We start from the raw sequence: 19,392 nt of genomic DNA, 5'->3' as shown, positions 1-19,392 counted from the left end.
TGTCTGTCATATAAAGTATAATGGAAAGTAATACTGTATTGTTATGACAATGTGACCATTTAAATAAAGCAGGTATTATTCGACAAATGAGAGAGGGTGGTTGGATGAGCGAAGATGAAAAAAAAGTGAGCCGAATGAGTTTTTCCAAACGGCTGACTGTTGGCTTCGGGCTAATGCTGGCAATAAGTATTATCGTGCTTAGTATCATAGCTGGCCGTTTGAACAGCTCACGTGAAGATATGCTTGAAATCGTAAATGATCGCTATCAGAAAGTCAGCTATACGAATGATATTCAGAAGAACTTTTTGGGTATGCAGGCATCTTTAGCTTTAGCTGAATCACAGACGGATGCAGAGAAGGTCAATCAAACTCTTGATCAGATTAATCAATATCATATTATGATAGAAGACCGATATTCTAAGCTCCAATCAATGGCGAACACCGAAAAAGGGGAAGAACTGCTGGCTGAGTTTAAGGCCATGTATGATATTTACACCCAGAACGAAAGCCAGGTTCTCACTGAGATGGGAAGAGGTTCAACAAATGATTATAATGGACTGATGAGGAGTCTCGCAGATTCTGGGGAAAATTTAGTTCCCGTAATCACGGAATTTATTACTTTCCAAGAAGACTTGATGGATGATGCGCTTTTACGTGCTCAGGAAAAATATGATCAAATGGAGATAATTGTCGGAATGGCAATTATTCTATCCTTATTATTAACAAGTCTTATTGCCTACTGGGTTATTCGTTCGACAACGAAAGAGCTGAATGAAATCACTGATGTCATCAGCAAGGTCGATTTACGCGATACAACGTCCATGCCGAGACTGAGAGTTAGAACGGAAGATGAAATTGGCCGTATTGCGATAGCGTTTAATAATATGTCTGCTTCACTTGAGAGCTATTCCCGCAATGAAAAAGAATATACGAAGAAGATTACTGACCAGAACTGGATTCAGACACAGCTAGCTGAGGTAGCAGAGATGAATCAAGGCATCTTTCAGGTTAATGAATTGGCCGATCGTTTAGTATCCAAGCTAACACCAATGCTTGGTGCATCCATTGGAGCTGTCTATTTGAAGCAAAAAGACAATGATGAGCCAATCTTCCGCCGGGTCGCTTCCTATGGAAATGGCGGCAGGGAGCAATTTAAGATGGGAGAGGGAATTGTTGGACAGGCAGCCATTGATAAAAAGGTTGTCCTCATTGAGGATGTACCTGAGAATTATCAGCTGATCAAGACAGGACTTGGTGATGTACGCCCCAAAGCCATCTTAATTGCCCCAGTTCTATATGAAAGAGATACGATTGCCGTATTGGAATTTGCCAGTATGAAGGGCTTTAGTGAGCTTGAATATCAAGCCTTAATCCAAATGGTTGAAACATTGGGCATGGCCATTCACAGTGTACTGAGCCGTATGGAGATTGAAAGATTACTAAGTGATTCTCAGGCTATGACAGAGGAGCTCCAAGTGCAAGCAGAGGAGCTGCAGTCTCAATCAGAGGAATTACAAATGCAATCAGAGGAACTGCGCATGATCAACGAGCAGCTTGAAGAACGCAGCCAGGAGGCTGAACAAAAATCAAGAGAGCTGGAATTCTCGAAAGAAGAACTTGAGGCGAAGAACGAACAGCTTCTGCAAAGCTCGAAATATAAATCTGAGTTTCTCGCTAATATGTCTCATGAGCTTCGTACCCCGCTGAACAGCATCTTGATTCTATCTGAAATGCTTTCAGAGAAACAGAATGGTGAGTATACAGAGGAAGAAAGAGAGTTTGCAAAGGTTATTTATACATCAGGCAATGATTTGATGTTATTGATTAATGATATTCTCGATCTCTCCAAGATAGAGGCCGGAAAGCTTGAAGTCTTCTTCAATGAAGCTAATATCCGCGAGATTGTCGAAACACTTGAAAGATCATTCCTGCCGATGGCTGAGCAGAAGGGGCTTACCTTTAATGTGGAAATTGAGCAGGACCTCCCTTCTATTTTCTATACAGATGAACAGCGAATGCAGCAAATCATCAAAAATTTACTTTCCAATGCTGTTAAATTTACCGATAAGGGTGCCGTTACATTAAAGCTTGAAAAGGTGAAAAATACGAAGGAAAAAGAAGCACTGAATCAAAATGTCCAATCTGATTTCTGGATGAAAATCGTTGTGTCTGATACTGGACTCGGCATTGCTTCAGAAAAGCAGGAATTAATCTTCGAGGCATTCCAACAGGCAGACGGTGCTACAGCCCGCAAATATGGCGGAACAGGACTTGGATTATCCATTTGCCGCGAGTTTGCGAAATTGCTGGGCGGATTTATTACGCTTGAGAGCAGGGAGCATGAGGGCAGCGTGTTTACTGTGTATTTGCCGAATCTTCCAGAGGGTATGCAAAAAGACCAAACGAACGATATGATCCATTTGCCAATACCAAATGAAGTGTTAGAGCAAGTGGCCGTTCATAAGGAAGAGACGGACGAGATAGCTGCAGCAGCTGCTGAGATTGAAGCGGAAGAAGAGCTTCTAGATGTCTTTAAGGGCAAACGAGTCCTTATCACGGATGATGACCACCGCAATATTTTTGCCCTTAAGAATGCGTTAGAAAGCAAAGGGGTGGAAATAGTCGTTGCTGAGAATGGGATCGAATGCTTGAATTTGCTGCAAGTGGAAAAAGAGCTGGATATGATTCTGATGGATATTATGATGCCGGAGCTTGATGGCTATGAAACCATGCGTCACATTCGATCCAATCCTGAATTTATATCTATCCCAATCATTGCATTGACTGCTAAGGCGATGAAAGGCGACCGTGAGAAATGTCTTGAAGCCGGAGCGACGGATTATATTAGCAAACCAATTAATTTGGAACAATTATTCTCCGTGATGCGTGTTTGGCTGACGAAGTAGGTGAAGGGAGTTGCAGGGGCTAGTGGGCTATCGGAGAACGCCGACCTCAGAAGAAGAACTAGTAGATTTAGAAATTGATTTATTATTAGAAGCCATCTATAGAATGACTGGTTATGATTTCCGTGAATATATGCGTTCATCCATTAAACGAAGGATTGAAAACCGCCTGAATCGGGACCGTTTATCAACCGTATCTGATTTATTGAAGAAGGTCATTCATGAGGATGGATATGTAACGAACCTTCTTAATGATTTTTCGATTAATGTGACTGATATGTTCCGAGATCCAGAATTCTTCTACACCTTCCGGAAGAAGATTGTTCCAAAGATCAAGGACCTTCCGGAGATTAGAATCTGGCATGCAGGCTGTTCGACAGGAGAAGAGGTCTATTCAATGGCCATCCTCTTAAAGGAGGAGGGGCTTTTGGACAAGGCTAAGATCTATGCGACCGATATGAATGAGAAGGTAATTGCGAAGGCAAGACAAGGAGCATTCTCGTTGAAAAGGATGCAGGCCTATACGAAGAATTACTTGCAGGCAGGAGGAAAAGCTGCATTCTCTGAATACTATAATACGGATTTTCAATATGCTCATTTCCATCCATACTTGTCGAAGAATATCGTTTTTGCTCAGCATAACCTTGTAACTGATGGGTCATTTAATGAGTTTCATGTGATTATTTGCCGGAATGTCATTATTTATTTCAATATGGAACTGCAGGAGAAGGTTTTCCGTCTCTTTAGTGATTCTCTAAGTGAAGACGGATTTATTGGTCTTGGCAATAAAGAATCGTTAAAGATCATGGAGATGAGCAATTCTTTCATTGAAATTGACAGTGCACAGCGATTATATCAGAAGAAATAAACGAAAAAGCGGTCAGCTGTATCATAAGCAGCTGACCGCTTTTTTCCTGTTTCATGCCTTTCAGAATTCGGGTATCACATAGGGTGGGTGATGAATATGAAGCATGGGGCTAATGTGATAACGGTATTGAGAATTCTTTTATCCTTTTGTTTGCTGCCAGCAGAGTCCTTTTCCTATGTATTTCTAGCACTGTATACAGCTGCTGGATTAACGGATATCCTGGATGGTTATTTAGCAAGAAGATATCAAATTTCCAGTTCATTTGGAGCGAGACTTGATACAATGGCAGATGGGATTTTTATGGTGATTGTCTGTCTGAAGATAATCCCCTTTCTTCAGCTTTCTCTTTTCTTCATTATATGGATATGGCTGATTCTTCTCATCCGGATGGCCTCCTTGATGCTTGTCCGCATCAAGTTCCATACATTTGCCATTTTGCATACATACGCCAATAAAGGCACGGGAATTCTGTTATTTCTCTATCCGTTTATGCTGACTTACAGTCATCATAGCGAATGGCTGGCAGTTGGTCTTGTCCTTGCTGCAACTTATTCAGCTTTTGAGGAATTTTGGATTTTGCTCCATTCATCTGAACTAGACGTTGATGCTGCTGGTCTATATAGAAGGGGAGGCAGTAAGCAAGAATAGCAGCAATAGCATCATCAATCACTTCAAACGTTTTTCTTATTCTATTAAATAAAGAACAGGCGAGGTTTATGTCTCCCCGCCTGTCATATTTTATCCTCGTACGATAATTACGCACATATCATCTTGCTGATTCTTTTGTCTTTCCTTTGGAAGGATGATATCAAGAGGAGAGGCTGCCTCTTCATCTGTCCATTGCCGGGAAGCGATCGTCTGTAAATGACTGATGGCTTTATTCTCATCATCATCAATTGCTTCGACTACCCCGTCTGTAAATAAAAGGACTTGGAAGCTGTCGGCATAGTGTATGGTTGATTTCTTCACTTCCATGCGGTCAAAGAAGCCGATTGCTGTGTTCCTTTGGCCAAGATGCACAAGTTCGCTGTCATCAATGTAGAGATAACATGGCGGATGGCCGGCGTTTACATAATCAATTGTTTTTTTCTCCGTATCAATTAATAAATAGATACCGGTTAAGTAATAAGAGGTTGTTTTTGCATGGTCGTCAAGCATGGTCATCGACCGGTTCAATTCAAGTATGACTTTCTCAGGTTCAATCAGATTACGGACAGCATCCCGCATGATGGATGAAATATACATACACATTAAGGAGGCGGGTATCCCATGTCCCATCATATCAAATAAAAAGACGGCGTAGCGATGCTCGTCAATTTGATGCCAATAATACATATCGCCAGCCAAATTGAATGAAGGCTTGTAGGACGTCTTTATCGAGATATCTTCATTTGCAATCGGATCGCTTAAAATACTTCTTTGAACCATGGAAGCTAAATTCAGCTCGTAGCTGATCTTTTCCTCTTGCTCTTTATGCCAATCCTTCTCTTCCTTCAGTCTTAAGGCCACCCTCATACGGGCGAGAAGCTCAACCTTATTGATTGGTTTCATGATATAGTCGGTGCCTCCGGCATCAAGTGCCTCGGCCAGCTTATGGGTGTCCCCAAGTGCAGTAACAAAAATAACGGGTATATCTTTATACTCGGGACAATTCTGTAATTGTTTACAAGCAGCGATGCCATCCATCTCAGGCATCATAATATCCAGGAGAATAAGATTAAACGTACTGTTCCCATTCTTTAGGCGGTCTTCTTCTAAGAGATTGAACATGGTCTTTGCTGAGTCGGCCATTTTAATATTCTTATAGCCTGCTTGCTTCAATATGGTTTCAATTACAAATAAATTCACTTTATTATCGTCAACAACTAGAATGGACATTGCTTTCCTTCACCTAATTTCCAAATAAGTACTGCTTCTAATTAGTGTCTTATTAATCGTATTTTATTTTTCGTGAAAATACAAATAGTTGAGATAACAGATAAGGATTCATTATATATTCTTATAAGAAATGAGACATGGGAAAGCCATAAATGTTTCAGTATATTTAAGGTAAAGGGAAATGGAGAGGACGGGGTAAAAATGTCTTTTAAAGCGTTCGATCATGTTTTGCTGGCAATGCCAAAAGGTGGAGAAGACAGGGCACGTGATTTTTATCATGGCATACTTGGGTTAGAGATGATTGAAAAACCAGCGGAATTAGCGAAACGTGGCGGTATATGGTTTAAATTCAATGACTATGAGCTCCATCTGGGAGTTGAAGAAGCATTTATTCCGGCCAAAAAAGCTCATCCAGCCTTTCGAGCAGAGGAGCTTGAGATAGTAAAGGCACATTTGTCGGAATCAGGTATTTCGTATATTGAGGACGTTGAATTGCCGGACGCCAATCGAATCTTTCTTGAAGATCCTTTTGGGAATCGGCTCGAGATAGTAGAGCGAATCTCTCATTAACAAGGACCTTCTGCCGCCATGGACGAGCAGAGGGTCTTTTTCTTGTCCGCTAATCTTCAGTCATATTAAGGAGAGGTTGAACGTACGCTTTATGGGAAGTGATCTTTTCGTAAAGGAAGGTGCCTGTGCATGTCAGAGCAGAATAGAGAGCCGTTCACCTCAATGAAGGCATATACGCCATTCCATAGCCGATTTGACCCGTGTCCGCCGATCGGGAAGAAATATTATTCGACACCCCCTAATCTGTATTTAGGATTTCAGCCGCCTAATCTTGAACAATTTACCCCGAGAGAAGCTTTGAAGAGAGGAACCCTTTGGAAAGCCCTGTATGAATATTATGAGAATCCGTATGAAGGGAAAAGGAGGTAGCCAGCGATGAAGCAGCAATTGCCGGATGAGTTCTATCAGTTGCTAGAAGAAATTCAGGCACTTGATTTTGCCATCGTCGAATTGACCCTTTACCTTGACACACATCCGAAGGACCTTGAAAGAATGCAGCAATTTAACGAGCTTGCTCATCAATCGAAGCAATTGAAGCAGCAGTTCGAATCCAAGTACGGTCCGCTTCAGCAATTCGGAAATAGTTACACAGACGCCAACTGGGGCTGGGGAACGTATCCATGGCCATGGCAAATTTAATGAGGGGGTGCAGAACAAATGTGGTTCTATGAAAAGAAATTGCAATATCCTGTGCGGGTGAGCACATGTAATCCCACATTGGCTAAATACTTAATTGAGCAATACGGCGGGGCCGATGGAGAGCTCGCTGCTGCCCTTCGTTATATGAATCAGCGTTATACCATTCCTGATCCTGTAGTCGGTTTGCTGAACGATATTGCCACCGAAGAGCTTAGTCACTTAGAAATGATTGCAACAATGGTATATAAACTGACAAAGGATGCAACGCCTCAGCAATTGCGTGATGCAGGCCTCGGCGATCATTACGTGAACCATGATTCTGCTCTCTATTATCATAATGCCGCTGGTGTCCCGTTTACAGCATCTTATATCCAGGCGAAAGGGGATCCGATTGCCGACCTTTATGAGGATATTGCTGCAGAGGAAAAGGCAAGAGCAACGTATCAATGGATCATCAATATGTCAGATGACCCTGATTTGAATGATGGGCTTCGTTTCCTGCGTGAGAGGGAGATTGTCCACTCTCAGCGTTTTCGTGAAGCGGTGGAAATTATTATTGAGGACCGAGGCAAGAAAAAGATTTTCTAAGGAGCCAAATCGAATTTGATTTGGCTTTTTAAGATGATAGGGAAGTAAATGAGCACCCCTAATTTGTTTGTGAAACCATTCGTAAATCCACTAAAAAAGGCATTGACCAATACTGGTCAATGCCTTTAAATGTTCCGCCTCTTAATGTCCTGCATGTCCCCAAATCATTGTAAACAGGGTTCCAAAGACAATGACGAGCGCGATAAAGATGGCAAAAATGATATTGAGATAGACAGTATGCTTGTCTGAGGATTCACTGACATGCATGAACAAGAAGAGCTGCACGCTGGCCTGAATGATCGCCGTTATGCTTAAGATTCCCATCCCAGTCGCATAGGATACGTCGTAATAGGCGACGGAAAGGGCTATGAAAGTCAAGACAAGGGATAAGAGATATCCCATGACATGCTTAATCGGAAAAAGCTGCTTCACCATCTTAAATCATCCCTTTCAAATAAACGAAGCTGAAAATGAAAATCCAGACAACATCAAGGAAGTGCCAATACAGTGAATAAATAAAGAATTTGTTCGCTGTATGAGCAGTAAAGCCCTCACGTACAACTTGAATGAGGATACATAATCCCCAGAACAAACCGAATGTGACATGAGCGCCATGTGTACCAAGGAGCATGAACAAGCTTGATAGGAAACCGCTAGTCTGCATGGTCGCTCCTTCACCGACATAGGTGACAAATTCCATGATTTCAACGCCAAGGAAGACAAGACCAAGACACATGGTGATGATAAAGAAGGTCATCATCGGTTTTTTATAGTTCAAGCGCATGCTGTGAACCGCCAATCCGCATGTAAAGCTGCTCGTCAAGAGAACAAAGGTTTCTGCAATAACGGGTTTGAGCTCGAATATTTCTGATGCTGTCGGTCCATCGCCTGTTCCGTTGACCAAGGTGAAATAGGTGGCAAACAGCATAGAGAACAAGGCAATCTCTGCTCCAAGAAAGAGCCAGAATCCAAAGATTTTCAAGCGATTCTCTTCGGTGCTATATTCTAATGGCAGGCTAGTATCTACCTTCATTGGTTCTCACCTCTCAGCTTGTTTTCGGTTGCGATAATCTCATCTACTGGTACATAATAGCCATGGTCACGTTCAAAGGAACGGGTGGCTAAGATGATGAATACAGCCGCTCCGAAAATGATTGATGGAATCCACCAGCTAAATACCATGCAGAAGCCCCACAAGAAGAAGAAGATTCCCATGATAACCGGTTTTCCTGAGTTGCTAGGCATGTGTATCGGCGTTATTTTATCCCGATAGATTGGGATGCCTTTTCTCTTATAATCCCAGACCGGCTCTTCTGATTGAATCTCAGGGGTTACGGCAAAGTTATAAAATGGTGCCGGGCTTGGGATTGACCATTCAAGTGTCCGTCCATCCCACGGGTCAGCAAGATGCTCTCTAGGACTCTTAAGTGCACTATAGATGACATTGTAGAAAATGAGCGCAAATCCTGTTGCCAAGAAGACGGCACCGATTGATGACACAAGATTGAGCGGACCATATCCAGTTGCCGCAGAATAGGTGTACATCCGGCGAGCCATCCCATCGAGACCTAGATAGAACAATGGCAAGAAGGTCACATTAAAGAAAATCGCGATAAGCCAGAAGCTGATCTTGCCAATTTTCTCATTCAAGCGGAAGCCGAAAAGTTTCGGGAACCAATAATAAACCCCGGCAAGCATACCGAATACTGTACCAGGAATGAGCACGTAATGGAAGTGGGCAACCAGGAACATCGTATTATGATATTGGTAATCCGCACTTGCCATCGCGAGCATGACACCTGTTATCCCGCCAATCGTAAAGATTGGAATGAAGGCGAGAGAGAACAGCATCGCCGTAGGGAAGACAATCTTGCCTTTATATAGAGTGAACAACCAGTTAAAGATTTTGATTCCTGTCGGCACTGCAATGGCCATAGTCGCAATGGCGAAGAAGTCATTGACAGCTGCACTGTGGCCCATTGTATAGAAATGGTGGGCCCAGACAAGGAATGACAAGATGGAAATGGCGAACATACTGAATATCATGGATTTATATCCATAAATATTTCTCCGTGCAAAGGTTGAAATGACATCGCTAAAGATCCCAAATGCAGGGAGGACAACGATATATACCTCAGGATGTCCCCAAATCCAGAAGTTATTGGCCCAAAGCATATCCATCCCGCCATTAGACATGGCAAAGAACTGTGTGCCGAATAGACGATCAAACATCATTTGGGCTAGGGAAACGGTAAAAGCAGGGAAAGCAAATAAAATAATAATGCATGTAATTAATGTTGCCCATGTAAACATCGGCATTTTCCAAAGTTTCATGCCTGGTGCTCTCATTTTCATAATCGTTACGATAAAGTTAATCCCAGTCATCAATGTTCCTAGACCGGAGAGCTGAATGGCAATGGAGTAGTAGTTATGTCCGACACTTGCGCTGAATTCATTGCTAGCAAGCGGGAAATAAGCACTCCAGCCGGCATCTGGTGAACCGCCGATGACAAAGGATAAATTATAAAGCATCGCCCCTGCAAAGAATAGCCAGAAGCTGACTGCGTTCAAAACAGGGAACGCAACATCTCTTGCCCCGATTTGCAGCGGGACCACTAGGTTCATCATGCCAAGCACAAAGGGCATAGCCATGAACAAAATCATAATCGTTCCGTGAGTTGAAAAAACTTCGTTATAGTGCTGTGAAGCCAAGAATGCCATATCAGGTGTCGCAAGCTGAAGACGCATCATTAGTGCATCGACACCGCCGCGGAAAAGCATCAAGAGTGCAGCTAGGATATACATGATGCCAATGCGTTTATGGTCAACAGTTGTCAGCCATTCCCGCCATAGCCAGCCGTATCTTTTCGTTACGGCCAATGTAATCAAGATGGCTAATGTGGCCACAACGATACTGACCATTGCGCCATATATAAGCGGATCGCCTGTAACAAAAAACTCATCCCATTTCATGGTGGTATCTCCTTTCTCTAAAGGTTAGTGATTATGTCCGCCTGTTCCTGTTCCGCCATCTTCATCCTCTTCGGGCTGATGGAATGGCCATACAGGAGCTGGTCTAAACTCTAGGTGAGTAGAAGAGTAGGTAGCGATTCCCATGTATTCGGTATCAAGCAGTTTATCAAACTCTTCCTCTGTCAATGGGTCTGCGGTTGCTTGGACCTCATCAACCCAGTCATTGAAATCTTCTTCGGTCATGGCTTCACATATGAAATCCATTTGAGCGAAGCCTTCACCACTGAAGTTCGCATTGCGTCCGTGATATTCTCCTTCCTCATCAGCCGCTAAACGCAAGGTGGTGACCATATCACTCATGGCATATTTCTGCCCGGCTAACTGTGGAATCCAAAGGCTGGTGATTGGGCCATATGTGTAAAGTCTAAACTCAATTTCCCTATCTGTCGGGATATTGACGTAATTGACTGTTTCAATGCCTTGCTCTGGATAGCTGAAATGCCACTTCCAGTTGGATGATGCGGCATAGATGACTAATGGTTCCTCATCCTCGTAACCAGCAGGTGTGCTTTCCACCTGGAAAGTAGTTTTTACAGTCACGACAGATAGCACGATGACAATGATAATAGGGATAGCCGTCCAAATTATCTCCAGCCATTTATTTCCTTTGATGTATGGAGGATCATACTGAACTGGCTGATTTGTTGCTCGGTATTTCACAATCATATAAATAAAAAGCGCATAAACAATGATTAAAATACCCGCCATAACATACATTGAGAAAATAATTGTGTCTGACTGGATTTCCGCTTGCGGTCCTTTCGGATTCAGGACAGTAATTGGACTGCATCCGCTTAATCCAGCAAGCGCCATTATTGAAACGGTAAGAGAAAGCCAGAATTTCTTCATAATTATGCTCCTTTCTATAGATTTTTTTCAAAATAAATTATATTGAAAAATCTTTCCTCCCTTTAATGATAAAAGTAGTGAACACGTAATTTCAAATGATAACCCTTTGGTATACCTGTGAAAAATAAGATTAATCATGATTATAGGTAAAAGAGTTAATATTTTACTGAAATAGATATTTGTTCGGGTTTTTAGATGAGTTGGCAAAGTATCATTTGACCCTTCACTATTTTTTCGAGATGATTAAAGAAAAAAATAACCGCCCAGGGATTATCCCTGAGCGGTTGATTAAGATCATATGTTATTTAATAGGTGTCCATTGTTTACGAACTTGTTCGTAAGCCATTTGCATGATCTCAGATTCGTCCGTGTCTCTTTGAGTCAACACATTTGTTGTATAATGTCTTCCCATGAAATCAACTACAACTGTTACATTCATCATTGTTACATCTCTCCTTTTGATAAAAATTGATTCAGTTAATAAACGCATAAGATGTTGGCTGCGCTAAAAAGTAGGGTAAATGAGTGCTGGTTAATGTTTAGTAGAAGGTGTACATAATGTGCGGTGAAGAAGGAGATAAAAATTTATTCCCAAAGCGGGATGGCATTAAACATTGGTCATGTTTGCGGGTTAATTCTATTATATAATAAATTTCATAAAAAATCCATATTTTTTGGTTTATCTTTCCTATTGATGCTTGTATCTGTAGGAGATTAAAGGGAATAATTGATTTGGAGGTAGGTCTTTTGGCACTATTGATATTTGATTTAGATGGAACTCTTGTAGAAACAACACAGCTTAGCATCCCGCTTATTCAGGAGGAAATCAAGCGTTATCCTCACCTAAAAATGCCTGAGCCTAAGGCAATTCAATCTGTATTTGGACTTCCGAAGAAGGAGTTTTGGGAAACACTCATTCCAGACGGGAAGCCTGAGGAGCTTATCCACATTCAATCAAGCTGGGAGGTAAAGCTATTGGACATGATGCAGGAGCATGATGTCCTGCTGCCGTATGTGAAGGAGGTGCTCTCTGAGTTAAAGGAGAGAGGACATAGATTGACAACCGCGAGTAACTGTTCAACGGCTTATCTTGAACGAATTTTGGAAACTCAAGGAATAGAGGAATATTTTGATGACCCGCTTTGCATTGAATTAGTGCAAGGAAAGAAAAAGGAAGAGATACTGCAGGCTCATTTTGCGGTCCTTCCTAAGGAAGAAGCATATATGATTGGGGACCGCTCATCTGATATTGAAGCAGCTCATGCAAATGGAATACCGGCTATTGCTTGTCACTTTGGCTTTGCGGATGATGGAGAGCTGGATGGAGCAGATTACCATATTCATTCCTTGCGCGATCTTCTTGAAATCTTCCCAAAATAACATAACAAAAAGGAACGCTTCCAATCATGATGGGGGCGTTCCTTTTTGGTTTATTTTTTTGGGAGCAGGCTGGAAAACGGGGTTGCTGCCCAAAGGGTCTTTAAGCGGGGAACAATCTGTTTCGCTTCGTTGACCGGGTAATTGACGGCTTGTTTTTTGTACTCGATATCCTCTGTAATTTTCGCCTGAGTGGCGCTTAAATGATCAGTTTGCATCTTGATTGTATCGGTTTGCTGCTGAATACGTGTGATAGTCGCATTCATTTTTGTCATGACTGGTTTTGATTCCTTCATCGTCTTAACGGCAAAGATGCCAAGAAAGACAAGTGAAGCGACAATGAGCCCAACACTAATCCATACGATAATCATTGCGATTCCTCCTTACCGCTTACGTTTCACTTATTCTATAATACCCTGAAAAATGATGAAGTAACAAAGAAACAAAAAATGGATTATCGAGATTGTTTCCGGGTAATGTTTCCATATAAGAATTTTTCTAGGAGGGTGAAATGTGTGGATAAGAAAGTAATTGGTGTTTATGAAAATGGAGAAGAAGCGGTCAAGGCCGTGAAGAAGCTGCAAGAGGAAGGATATGATCGCGATGATATCTCGGTCGTAGCCAAGGATAAGGAAGAAACGAAAAATATTACGGATAAGACAAAGGTGGATAATGGTCTAGCCGCTGGCGCTGCGACGGGAGGTGTTCTCGGAGGCTTGACTGGATTGCTTGCGGGGCTTGGAGCCCTTGCTATCCCAGGTGTGGGTCCAATTGTGGCTGCTGGACCGATTGCCGCAACTTTAAGCGGGATGGCAGCGGGAATTGGTGCAGGCGGTCTTGCAGGAGCACTTGTTGGTATGGGCGTCCCGGATGAGGATGCCAAGCAATATGAAAGAGACGTAGAATCAGGGAAGATCCTTGTCTTGGTTGATCCAGAGGCCCAGAAGAAATACACCGACAGGGACACCTATGAGAAATCGGATGATCCGCTTGTACAAGCTGAGCGAACAAGATCAGAGGCAATCAACCCCACCACTGGTGGAGACCCTAATTTACGAGGAAATACAGAGCTTTAAGAAAAGAGGCCATTTATGGCCTCTTTTTTCATGGGATGCTATCAGTCTTTTTAAGCGATAAGAAATGCTAGAATGAAAGGTGAGGAGATAAGGATGGAGGGTTAGAAGAAGTGAGAAATAAATATATACATTGGTTAAGTAGAACGATAGATCTTCTACAATAGGAGAAATGGCAGCTTGACTAAATAAAGCTTCTTACATAGGAGGAAAATAATGAAATTTGTTCTAATCTTTGGCCCGCAAGCTGTTGGGAAGATGACGGTAGGGCAAGAATTAGCCAGTATGACGGGCATGAAATTATTTCATAATCATATGACCATTGAAATGCTGGAGCCCCTTTTTGGTTTCACGCCGGAAATGTGGAGGCTCACGAACCAATTTCGAATGGAGATATTTAAGTCTGCTGCAGCCAGTGAAATGGAGGGACTGATTTTCACTTGTGTATGGGCATTTAATGAACAAGAGGATTGGGATTTTGTGAATGATGTCTGTAAGGTATTTGAATCAGAAGGAGCGGATGTCTATTTCGTTGAACTAGAGGCAGAGCTGGAACGAAAGGCTGAGCAGGAATCGGAGTGCGAACAGGCTGGAGCACAAACCGACAAAAAGGGATATTGCTGCGTCCGAAGCGGAATTAACGAATTCGATGCAGACGTATCGTTTGAATTCACATGAGGGTGAAATTGAGAGGGAAAATTATATGAGAGTTGATAATACTGAGCGATCGGCAGAAGAGGTCGCTCGATTGATTCGGGACACATTTCATTTCTAGGCGCTTTCTTAAAAAGGACTGCGCTTTTTTGCATTAAAAAACGGAACAAACTAGAATAGTCTGCTCCGTTCTGATAATGAAATAAGATGGGTTAATCTCTTATGAAGTGCGTACATGTAAACTGCCGCGGTTATCTATTCCACTTGGACGTTTTACTTAAACGACGTAAGCCCTACCTCTCTTACATCCTTACGGCTCCGAAGCCGATCCAGTGTGAATAAGTGTTCCGATAAAAAACATTTCTGCAGAATGCCATATATGTTTACATCTCCACTCAGTACGTCACTTTTATTACATTACTCTAAGTATATACCCTTACTTTCATTCTGTCAAATTTCGGAATCAACGTCCATTAATAAGATAACCACGTGTTGTAATCACATATCAGCCACACTTGTTATATACCCCATATTTTTTATTGAAAACACCGTCAGCTTTTTGAACCTAATTTGGGGGATTGTCATAGAGTAATGGAGGAATACGTTAGGGGGGAACTGGATGTATTACTACTATTCGAGAAATCAGCAACAGGCGGTTGATGAGTTAATCAAGCAAATGAAGGGCGCCATCGATGGGGAGTACAGTGCGGTTAAATGCTATGAGAAGCTCGCAAGAATGGCTCCGAATGACCAGGAAAGAGAGCGGATTCTTGAAATACGGAATGATGAGATTAAGCATTTTACGGAATTGGTGAAGCTTTACTCGGGAATATTTGGACGCGATCCAAAGCCTGAGCTGATTGAGGAATGCCCGGATGAATATGAGCTTGGACTCGAGGCGGCGATAATTGATGAACAGAATACGGTTGATAAGTATTTGACCATTGCCGATCATGCAGCAAACACAGCGGTAAAGCAATTCTTCACACGGGCTGCAAAGGATGAGCAGAACCATGCCGTCTGGTTTTTGTATTTATGGATTAAGAATAAGTGACAAGCGTGAAACAGGGCGGGCTTGATGACTAAATTAGCAAGATCTGTTAATAGTCATAATTCCGCCTATCTGCCTTTTTCTCCTTTTTTTGGCATAAGCGTCTATCCTTATGGGAATAAGGAAAGAGAACCTAAATTATAGGAGGCTGAAAAATGCGGGCTGTAACTTATCAGGGTGCAAAAGATATTCAAGTCAAGGAAGTAGAAGATCCAAAGCTTCAGAAGAATGATGATATTATTGTCAAAATAACGTCTACGGCAATATGCGGATCTGACTTGCACATTTATCAAGGAAATATGCCAATCAGTAAGGGCTATGTCATTGGGCATGAACCAATGGGTATTGTAGAGGAGGTTGGACCGGAAGTTACAAAGGTGAAAAAGGGCGACCGTGTTGTCATTCCATTTAATGTCTCCTGCGGCCAATGCTTCTATTGTCAAAATGAAATGGAAAGCCAATGCGATCATTCAGAATCCAATCCCCATCAGGATACGGGCGGATATTTCGGCTATACGGAACGGTATGGAAACCATCCGGGAGGACAGGCGGAATATTTGCGAGTGCCATTCGCGAATTTCATGCCGTTTGTAATTCCTGAATCCTCCGAGCTTGAGGATGAGCAAGTCTTATTTATGTCAGACGTACTTCCAACTGCCTTATGGAGTGTCGAGCATGCTGGTGTGAAGCCAGATGACACAGTCGTTGTCCTTGGCTGCGGTCCGATAGGTTTGATGGCCCAGAAATTTGCTTGGCTTGCTGGAGCTAAGCGTGTGATTGCCGTTGATCATTTAGACTACCGTTTGAAGCAGGCAGAAAGAATGAATAAAGTAGAAACGGTTAATTTAATTGATTACAATGATACGGGCAGCTATATTAAGGATTTGACTAGCGGCGGTGCTGATGTGGTCATCGATTGCGTTGGAATGGACGGAAAGAAATCTGCTATCGAGAAGATCGAACAAAAGTTAATGCTTCAGGGCGGAACATTAAGCGCCATCAAAATTGCGACCGATGCAGTACGTAAATTTGGTACCGTTCAGCTTACCGGTGTTTACGGAATGACCTATAATATGTTCCCGCTTGAGAAATTCTTCTCCCGCAATGTCACCATCAAAACAGGACAAGCTCCAGTCATTCATTATATGCCGCGTTTATACAAGATGATTGAAGAAGGAAAGATTGATCCGACAGAGATCATTACGCATAAGATGCCTCTTACCGATGCGGCAAAAGCCTATTCCTTGTTCAATGAGCATGAGGATGACTGCACAAAGGTTATTTTAAAGCCATAATCATACAAAACCCCTGCAGCAAGCTTTGCTGCAGGGGTTTATTAGGCTTAAAATACCTTCGTTGTCCAGGTTTCACAATTCCATACATCTGTTGCAATGTCCTGATAGAAATCAGGCTCATGGCTGATGAGGAGAATGCTCCCTTTAAATGCTTTTAATGCACGTTTCAATTCTTCCTTCGCATCAACATCAAGATGGTTTGTCGGCTCATCAAGCACGAGCAGATTATTCTCATTGTTAATGAGCTTACACAGGCGTACCTTCGCTTTTTCTCCACCGCTTAAGACATCTACCCTGCTTTCAATATGCTTCGTTGTCAGGCCGCATTTTGCAAGGGCTGCACGAATCTCTGCTTGGTTATAGGAGGGGAACTCCTGCCAGATCTCTTCGATACACGTTTTGGTTGATGGGTTTTTAACTTCCTGCTCGAAATAGCCGATATGCAAGTGCTCTCCAAGCTCGACCTGACCGGATATCGGCTTCAATTCACCAAGGATGCTGCGCAGAAGCGTCGTTTTTCCGATTCCATTGGCACCTGTGAACGCCACTTTTTGGCCGCGTTCCATCCGAAGATTAAGCGGTCTTGATAATGGCTCGGTATAGCCGATGACTAAATCCTTTGTCTCAAAGATGAGCTTCCCGGAAGTACGGGCTTCGCGGAAATGGAATTCCGGTTTCGGACGTTCCTTAGCCAGTTCAATGACATCCATCTTATCCAGCTTTTTCTGACGGGACATTGCCATATTACGTGTGGATACACGTGCCTTATTGCGGGCAACGAAATCCTTCAGGTCGGCAATTTCCTGCTGCTGGCGCTTATAGGCGGCTTCAAGCTGCTGTTTCTTTACTTCATATACTTTCATGAAGTCATCATAATTTCCGACATAGCGTGTCAGCTCTTGGTTTTCCATATGGTAAACAAGATTGATGACACTATTGAGGAATGGAATATCATGTGAGATGAGAATGAAGGCATTCTCATAATTTTGGAGATAGCGCTTCAGCCATTCGATATGCTGCTCATCCAAATAGTTAGTCGGCTCATCCAAAAGAAGGATGTCAGGTTTTTCTAATAACAGCTTTGCGAGTAATACCTTCGTTCTTTGTCCACCGCTCAAGTCTTGGACATCCCGTTCAAGTCCAATCTCATCTAATCCCAGTCCTCGTGCGATTTCCTCTACTTTTGCATCGATGACATAGAAATCATTATTAGTAAGGATATCTTGCAGGACGCCAGACTCTTCAAGCAATGTTTCTAATTCCTCAGGGGATGCATCCCCCATACTTGCGAAGATGTCATTCATCTCTTGCTCGATATCGAATAAATATTGGAAGGCTGTCTTTAATACATCACGAATGGTCATCCCTTTTTCAAGAACGGCATGCTGGTCAAGGTAGCCGGTACGGACTTTCTTGTTCCACTCAACCTTTCCTTCATCAGGTTCCAATTGGCCGGTAACAATATTCATGAAGGTGGATTTGCCTTCGCCGTTAGCTCCAACAAGACCGATATGTTCTCCCTTTAACAGACGGAACGATACATCGTTGAAGATGGCGCGGTCGCCAAATCCATGACTTAAATTCTTGACTGATAATATCATGGTCATTCTCCTGACTCTTGTTTGTAATTAATGGTTCATCTCGCATTTAATAGTACAATATTTATGTGAAAATGCCTAGATTAACACATTATTTTCCACTGTCGAAAAACATTGTAAAAACGAGATTATTCAGATGTTTACGAACAATTTAAATAGTTGTATGATATAAAATGCACAATAGAAATATGGAAAGGAATGAAAAAGGGATGAAAAACAAATTTTTACTGAGTATTATGATGGCATTTGCTTTTATTCTTGTTGTTGGTTGTTCATCAGAGGATTCTTCCAAAGAGGAAAGCTCAGATGATTCAAAAGTATCAGAGGAGGATGTAAAGAGCGAGATGCTTGATTTCTACCTCTCATTAGCCAACACGATTAATGCAAATGATACAGCATTGAATACATATGAATTATCTGAGGAACCAGATACACTGACAGATGAGGATAAAGCTGCTGCTTCTGAATCTGCAAAGGCAACTGCTGATGCCCTTGGCAAAGTCGAAGTGCCTAAAGCATTAAGCAATTATAAGAAAAACCTAGATGTGGCGACTGAAGCGATTCAAACGTCTTATAGCAAGAAAGCTGAGATCCTTGCTGGAAACTCTTCAGAAAAGCTGGAGGATGCTAATGAATCCTTTAACCTTGGTTCTGAAATGATCAATGATATCTTTGAAGAGCTTGGTCTAACACCTGTTAGTTTAAATGCAGAAGTAAATTCATAAGAGACATAAGAAACGGCCCGCTTTTCAGCGGGCCGTTCTTTATTGCTTAGCTCGAGCCCTTGCACGCTCATCGGCGGCTCTGGCTCTTTCCTGCGCCACGAGATCATCGTGGTCAGCAAGTGCCTCTGAGAATTCAACATCGATTCCATCCGACAGTCCGCGCATGTCGGCTGTCAGCTTTCGGGATTTAGCGTGAACTAAGTTATGGTTATACCTGCCCATTGCAAGTTCCCTCCTTGGAAAGTGATTGTTTCTCAAAGGATAGTATGTGCTACTGATTCATGAATCAGA

Annotated in this window: 21 protein-coding genes and 1 pseudogene; 13 read left to right on the top strand and 9 right to left on the bottom strand. The window is 42.4% G+C overall.

What is annotated here, in order from left to right; translation table 11 throughout:
- Positions 1-104 precede the first annotated feature (104 nt).
- The 3 genes from AC622_RS16775 (at position 105) to AC622_RS16765 (ending at position 4,419) form a co-directional block, all read left to right on the top strand.
- Positions 105-2,906, top strand: coding sequence for a response regulator (locus AC622_RS16775; protein ID WP_053103778.1), 2,802 nt, complete (start codon positions 105-107; stop codon positions 2,904-2,906).
- Between the two features lie 22 nt (positions 2,907-2,928).
- Positions 2,929-3,771, top strand: a complete 843-nt coding sequence (locus tag AC622_RS16770) for a CheR family methyltransferase (protein WP_049672095.1) — start codon at positions 2,929-2,931, stop codon at positions 3,769-3,771.
- 90 nt (positions 3,772-3,861) lie between these two features.
- Positions 3,862-4,419 (top strand): CDP-alcohol phosphatidyltransferase family protein, encoded by a 558-nt coding sequence (locus AC622_RS16765; protein WP_082197188.1) that lies wholly within the window; start codon positions 3,862-3,864, stop codon positions 4,417-4,419.
- Between the two features lie 90 nt (positions 4,420-4,509).
- Here the strand turns inward: AC622_RS16765 and AC622_RS16760 are convergent, their stop codons facing one another.
- Positions 4,510-5,649 carry a fused response regulator/phosphatase gene (locus AC622_RS16760; RefSeq protein ID WP_049672093.1) on the bottom strand — a complete coding sequence of 380 codons (1,140 nt, stop codon included), beginning with the start codon at positions 5,647-5,649 and terminating at the stop codon, positions 4,510-4,512.
- 201 nt (positions 5,650-5,850) lie between these two features.
- On the opposite strand from AC622_RS16760, the gene AC622_RS16755 reads away from it, so the two are divergent.
- The 4 genes from AC622_RS16755 (at position 5,851) to AC622_RS16740 (ending at position 7,446) form a co-directional block, all read left to right on the top strand.
- Positions 5,851-6,219: a VOC family protein gene (locus tag AC622_RS16755; RefSeq protein ID WP_049672092.1), complete on the top strand. Its 369-nt coding sequence runs from the start codon at positions 5,851-5,853 to the stop codon at positions 6,217-6,219.
- A gap of 129 nt (positions 6,220-6,348) precedes the next feature.
- A complete protein-coding gene (locus AC622_RS16750; RefSeq protein WP_049672091.1) occupies positions 6,349-6,588 on the top strand; it encodes a spore coat associated protein CotJA in 240 nt (79 codons plus the stop codon).
- Positions 6,589-6,594: 6 nt separating this feature from the next.
- Positions 6,595-6,858, top strand: a complete 264-nt coding sequence (locus AC622_RS16745) for a spore coat protein CotJB (protein ID WP_049672090.1) — start codon at positions 6,595-6,597, stop codon at positions 6,856-6,858.
- A gap of 18 nt (positions 6,859-6,876) precedes the next feature.
- Positions 6,877-7,446, top strand: coding sequence for a manganese catalase family protein (locus AC622_RS16740; protein WP_049672089.1), 570 nt, complete (start codon positions 6,877-6,879; stop codon positions 7,444-7,446).
- Between the two features lie 141 nt (positions 7,447-7,587).
- Here the strand turns inward: AC622_RS16740 and qoxD are convergent, their stop codons facing one another.
- The 5 genes from qoxD to AC622_RS21105 all read right to left on the bottom strand — a co-directional run bounded on the left by qoxD (position 7,588) and on the right by AC622_RS21105 (position 11,770).
- Positions 7,588-7,878: a cytochrome aa3 quinol oxidase subunit IV gene (gene qoxD, locus AC622_RS16735; protein ID WP_049673037.1), complete on the bottom strand. Its 291-nt coding sequence runs from the start codon at positions 7,876-7,878 to the stop codon at positions 7,588-7,590.
- A 4-nt stretch (positions 7,879-7,882) separates the two neighbouring features.
- Positions 7,883-8,479, bottom strand: a complete 597-nt coding sequence (gene qoxC / locus AC622_RS16730) for a cytochrome aa3 quinol oxidase subunit III (RefSeq protein ID WP_049672088.1) — start codon at positions 8,477-8,479, stop codon at positions 7,883-7,885.
- On the bottom strand, positions 8,476-10,419 hold the full coding sequence (qoxB, locus tag AC622_RS16725) for a cytochrome aa3 quinol oxidase subunit I (protein ID WP_049672087.1): 1,944 nt from the start codon (positions 10,417-10,419) through the stop codon (positions 8,476-8,478). Before qoxB ends, qoxC begins: the two co-directional genes overlap by 4 nt.
- A 24-nt stretch (positions 10,420-10,443) precedes the next feature.
- Entirely contained in the window at positions 10,444-11,328 is an 885-nt protein-coding gene (gene qoxA / locus AC622_RS16720) for a cytochrome aa3 quinol oxidase subunit II (protein ID WP_053103777.1), read from the bottom strand.
- A 301-nt stretch (positions 11,329-11,629) separates the two neighbouring features.
- Positions 11,630-11,770, bottom strand: coding sequence for a BA3454 family stress response protein (locus AC622_RS21105; RefSeq protein ID WP_156185654.1), 141 nt, complete (start codon positions 11,768-11,770; stop codon positions 11,630-11,632).
- 305 nt (positions 11,771-12,075) lie between these two features.
- Here AC622_RS21105 and AC622_RS16715 point away from each other — a divergent pair, with 305 nt between their 5' ends.
- Complete coding sequence (locus AC622_RS16715; protein ID WP_049672086.1) at positions 12,076-12,708, top strand: HAD family hydrolase; 633 nt, start codon at positions 12,076-12,078, stop codon at positions 12,706-12,708.
- A gap of 50 nt (positions 12,709-12,758) precedes the next feature.
- On the opposite strand, the gene AC622_RS16710 is transcribed toward AC622_RS16715, so the two are convergent.
- Entirely contained in the window at positions 12,759-13,076 is a 318-nt protein-coding gene (locus AC622_RS16710) for a DUF948 domain-containing protein (protein WP_049672085.1), read from the bottom strand.
- Between the two features lie 144 nt (positions 13,077-13,220).
- On the opposite strand from AC622_RS16710, the gene AC622_RS16705 reads away from it, so the two are divergent.
- From AC622_RS16705 to AC622_RS16690, 4 genes and pseudogenes are all read left to right on the top strand, one after another.
- Positions 13,221-13,781, top strand: coding sequence for a general stress protein (locus AC622_RS16705; protein WP_049672084.1), 561 nt, complete (start codon positions 13,221-13,223; stop codon positions 13,779-13,781).
- 213 nt (positions 13,782-13,994) lie between these two features.
- Positions 13,995-14,553 (top strand): annotated as a pseudogene (locus AC622_RS16700) (shikimate kinase).
- A gap of 498 nt (positions 14,554-15,051) precedes the next feature.
- The gene (locus AC622_RS16695; RefSeq protein WP_049672083.1) at positions 15,052-15,486 is read left to right on the top strand and encodes a ferritin-like domain-containing protein; all 435 of its coding nucleotides are present in this window, start codon (positions 15,052-15,054) and stop codon (positions 15,484-15,486) included.
- 152 nt (positions 15,487-15,638) lie between these two features.
- Complete coding sequence (locus tag AC622_RS16690; protein ID WP_049672082.1) at positions 15,639-16,778, top strand: zinc-dependent alcohol dehydrogenase; 1,140 nt, start codon at positions 15,639-15,641, stop codon at positions 16,776-16,778.
- A gap of 47 nt (positions 16,779-16,825) precedes the next feature.
- Here the strand turns inward: AC622_RS16690 and AC622_RS16685 are convergent, their stop codons facing one another.
- A complete protein-coding gene (locus AC622_RS16685) occupies positions 16,826-18,379 on the bottom strand; it encodes an ABC-F family ATP-binding cassette domain-containing protein (RefSeq protein WP_049672081.1) in 1,554 nt (517 codons plus the stop codon).
- A 206-nt stretch (positions 18,380-18,585) separates the two neighbouring features.
- Between AC622_RS16685 and AC622_RS16680 the strand changes: the two genes are divergently transcribed.
- A complete protein-coding gene (locus AC622_RS16680) occupies positions 18,586-19,101 on the top strand; it encodes a hypothetical protein (RefSeq protein WP_049672080.1) in 516 nt (171 codons plus the stop codon).
- 39 nt (positions 19,102-19,140) lie between these two features.
- On the opposite strand, the gene AC622_RS16675 is transcribed toward AC622_RS16680, so the two are convergent.
- Positions 19,141-19,323 (bottom strand): YfhD family protein, encoded by a 183-nt coding sequence (locus AC622_RS16675; protein WP_049672079.1) that lies wholly within the window; start codon positions 19,321-19,323, stop codon positions 19,141-19,143.
- Between the last annotated feature and the right edge of the window lie 69 nt (positions 19,324-19,392).

Source organism: Bacillus sp. FJAT-27916 (assembly GCF_001183965.1).
Classification (GTDB): Bacteria; Bacillota; Bacilli; order Bacillales; family Pradoshiaceae; genus Pradoshia.
This window is presented reverse-complemented; position numbering and strand designations above follow the sequence as displayed.

What these genes read in the sequence shown, in the direction of transcription:
- AC622_RS16680 (WP_049672080.1), top strand. Translation starts at nt 18,586, where the DNA reads ATGAAAAACAAATTTTTACTGAGTATTATGATGGCATTTGCTTTTATT.
- qoxA (WP_053103777.1), bottom strand. Translation starts at nt 11,328, where the DNA reads ATGAAGAAATTCTGGCTTTCTCTTACCGTTTCAATAATGGCGCTTGCT.
- AC622_RS16695 (WP_049672083.1), top strand. Translation starts at nt 15,052, where the DNA reads ATGTATTACTACTATTCGAGAAATCAGCAACAGGCGGTTGATGAGTTA.
- AC622_RS16775 (WP_053103778.1), top strand. Translation starts at nt 105, where the DNA reads ATGAGCGAAGATGAAAAAAAAGTGAGCCGAATGAGTTTTTCCAAACGG.
- AC622_RS16745 (WP_049672090.1), top strand. Translation starts at nt 6,595, where the DNA reads ATGAAGCAGCAATTGCCGGATGAGTTCTATCAGTTGCTAGAAGAAATT.
- AC622_RS16750 (WP_049672091.1), top strand. Translation starts at nt 6,349, where the DNA reads ATGTCAGAGCAGAATAGAGAGCCGTTCACCTCAATGAAGGCATATACG.
- AC622_RS16710 (WP_049672085.1), bottom strand. Translation starts at nt 13,076, where the DNA reads ATGATTATCGTATGGATTAGTGTTGGGCTCATTGTCGCTTCACTTGTC.
- AC622_RS16740 (WP_049672089.1), top strand. Translation starts at nt 6,877, where the DNA reads ATGTGGTTCTATGAAAAGAAATTGCAATATCCTGTGCGGGTGAGCACA.
- AC622_RS16690 (WP_049672082.1), top strand. Translation starts at nt 15,639, where the DNA reads ATGCGGGCTGTAACTTATCAGGGTGCAAAAGATATTCAAGTCAAGGAA.
- AC622_RS16675 (WP_049672079.1), bottom strand. Translation starts at nt 19,323, where the DNA reads ATGGGCAGGTATAACCATAACTTAGTTCACGCTAAATCCCGAAAGCTG.
- AC622_RS16765 (WP_082197188.1), top strand. Translation starts at nt 3,862, where the DNA reads ATGAATATGAAGCATGGGGCTAATGTGATAACGGTATTGAGAATTCTT.
- AC622_RS16755 (WP_049672092.1), top strand. Translation starts at nt 5,851, where the DNA reads ATGTCTTTTAAAGCGTTCGATCATGTTTTGCTGGCAATGCCAAAAGGT.
- qoxC (WP_049672088.1), bottom strand. Translation starts at nt 8,479, where the DNA reads ATGAAGGTAGATACTAGCCTGCCATTAGAATATAGCACCGAAGAGAAT.
- AC622_RS16685 (WP_049672081.1), bottom strand. Translation starts at nt 18,379, where the DNA reads ATGATATTATCAGTCAAGAATTTAAGTCATGGATTTGGCGACCGCGCC.
- qoxB (WP_049672087.1), bottom strand. Translation starts at nt 10,419, where the DNA reads ATGAAATGGGATGAGTTTTTTGTTACAGGCGATCCGCTTATATATGGC.
- AC622_RS21105 (WP_156185654.1), bottom strand. Translation starts at nt 11,770, where the DNA reads ATGATGAATGTAACAGTTGTAGTTGATTTCATGGGAAGACATTATACA.
- AC622_RS16760 (WP_049672093.1), bottom strand. Translation starts at nt 5,649, where the DNA reads ATGTCCATTCTAGTTGTTGACGATAATAAAGTGAATTTATTTGTAATT.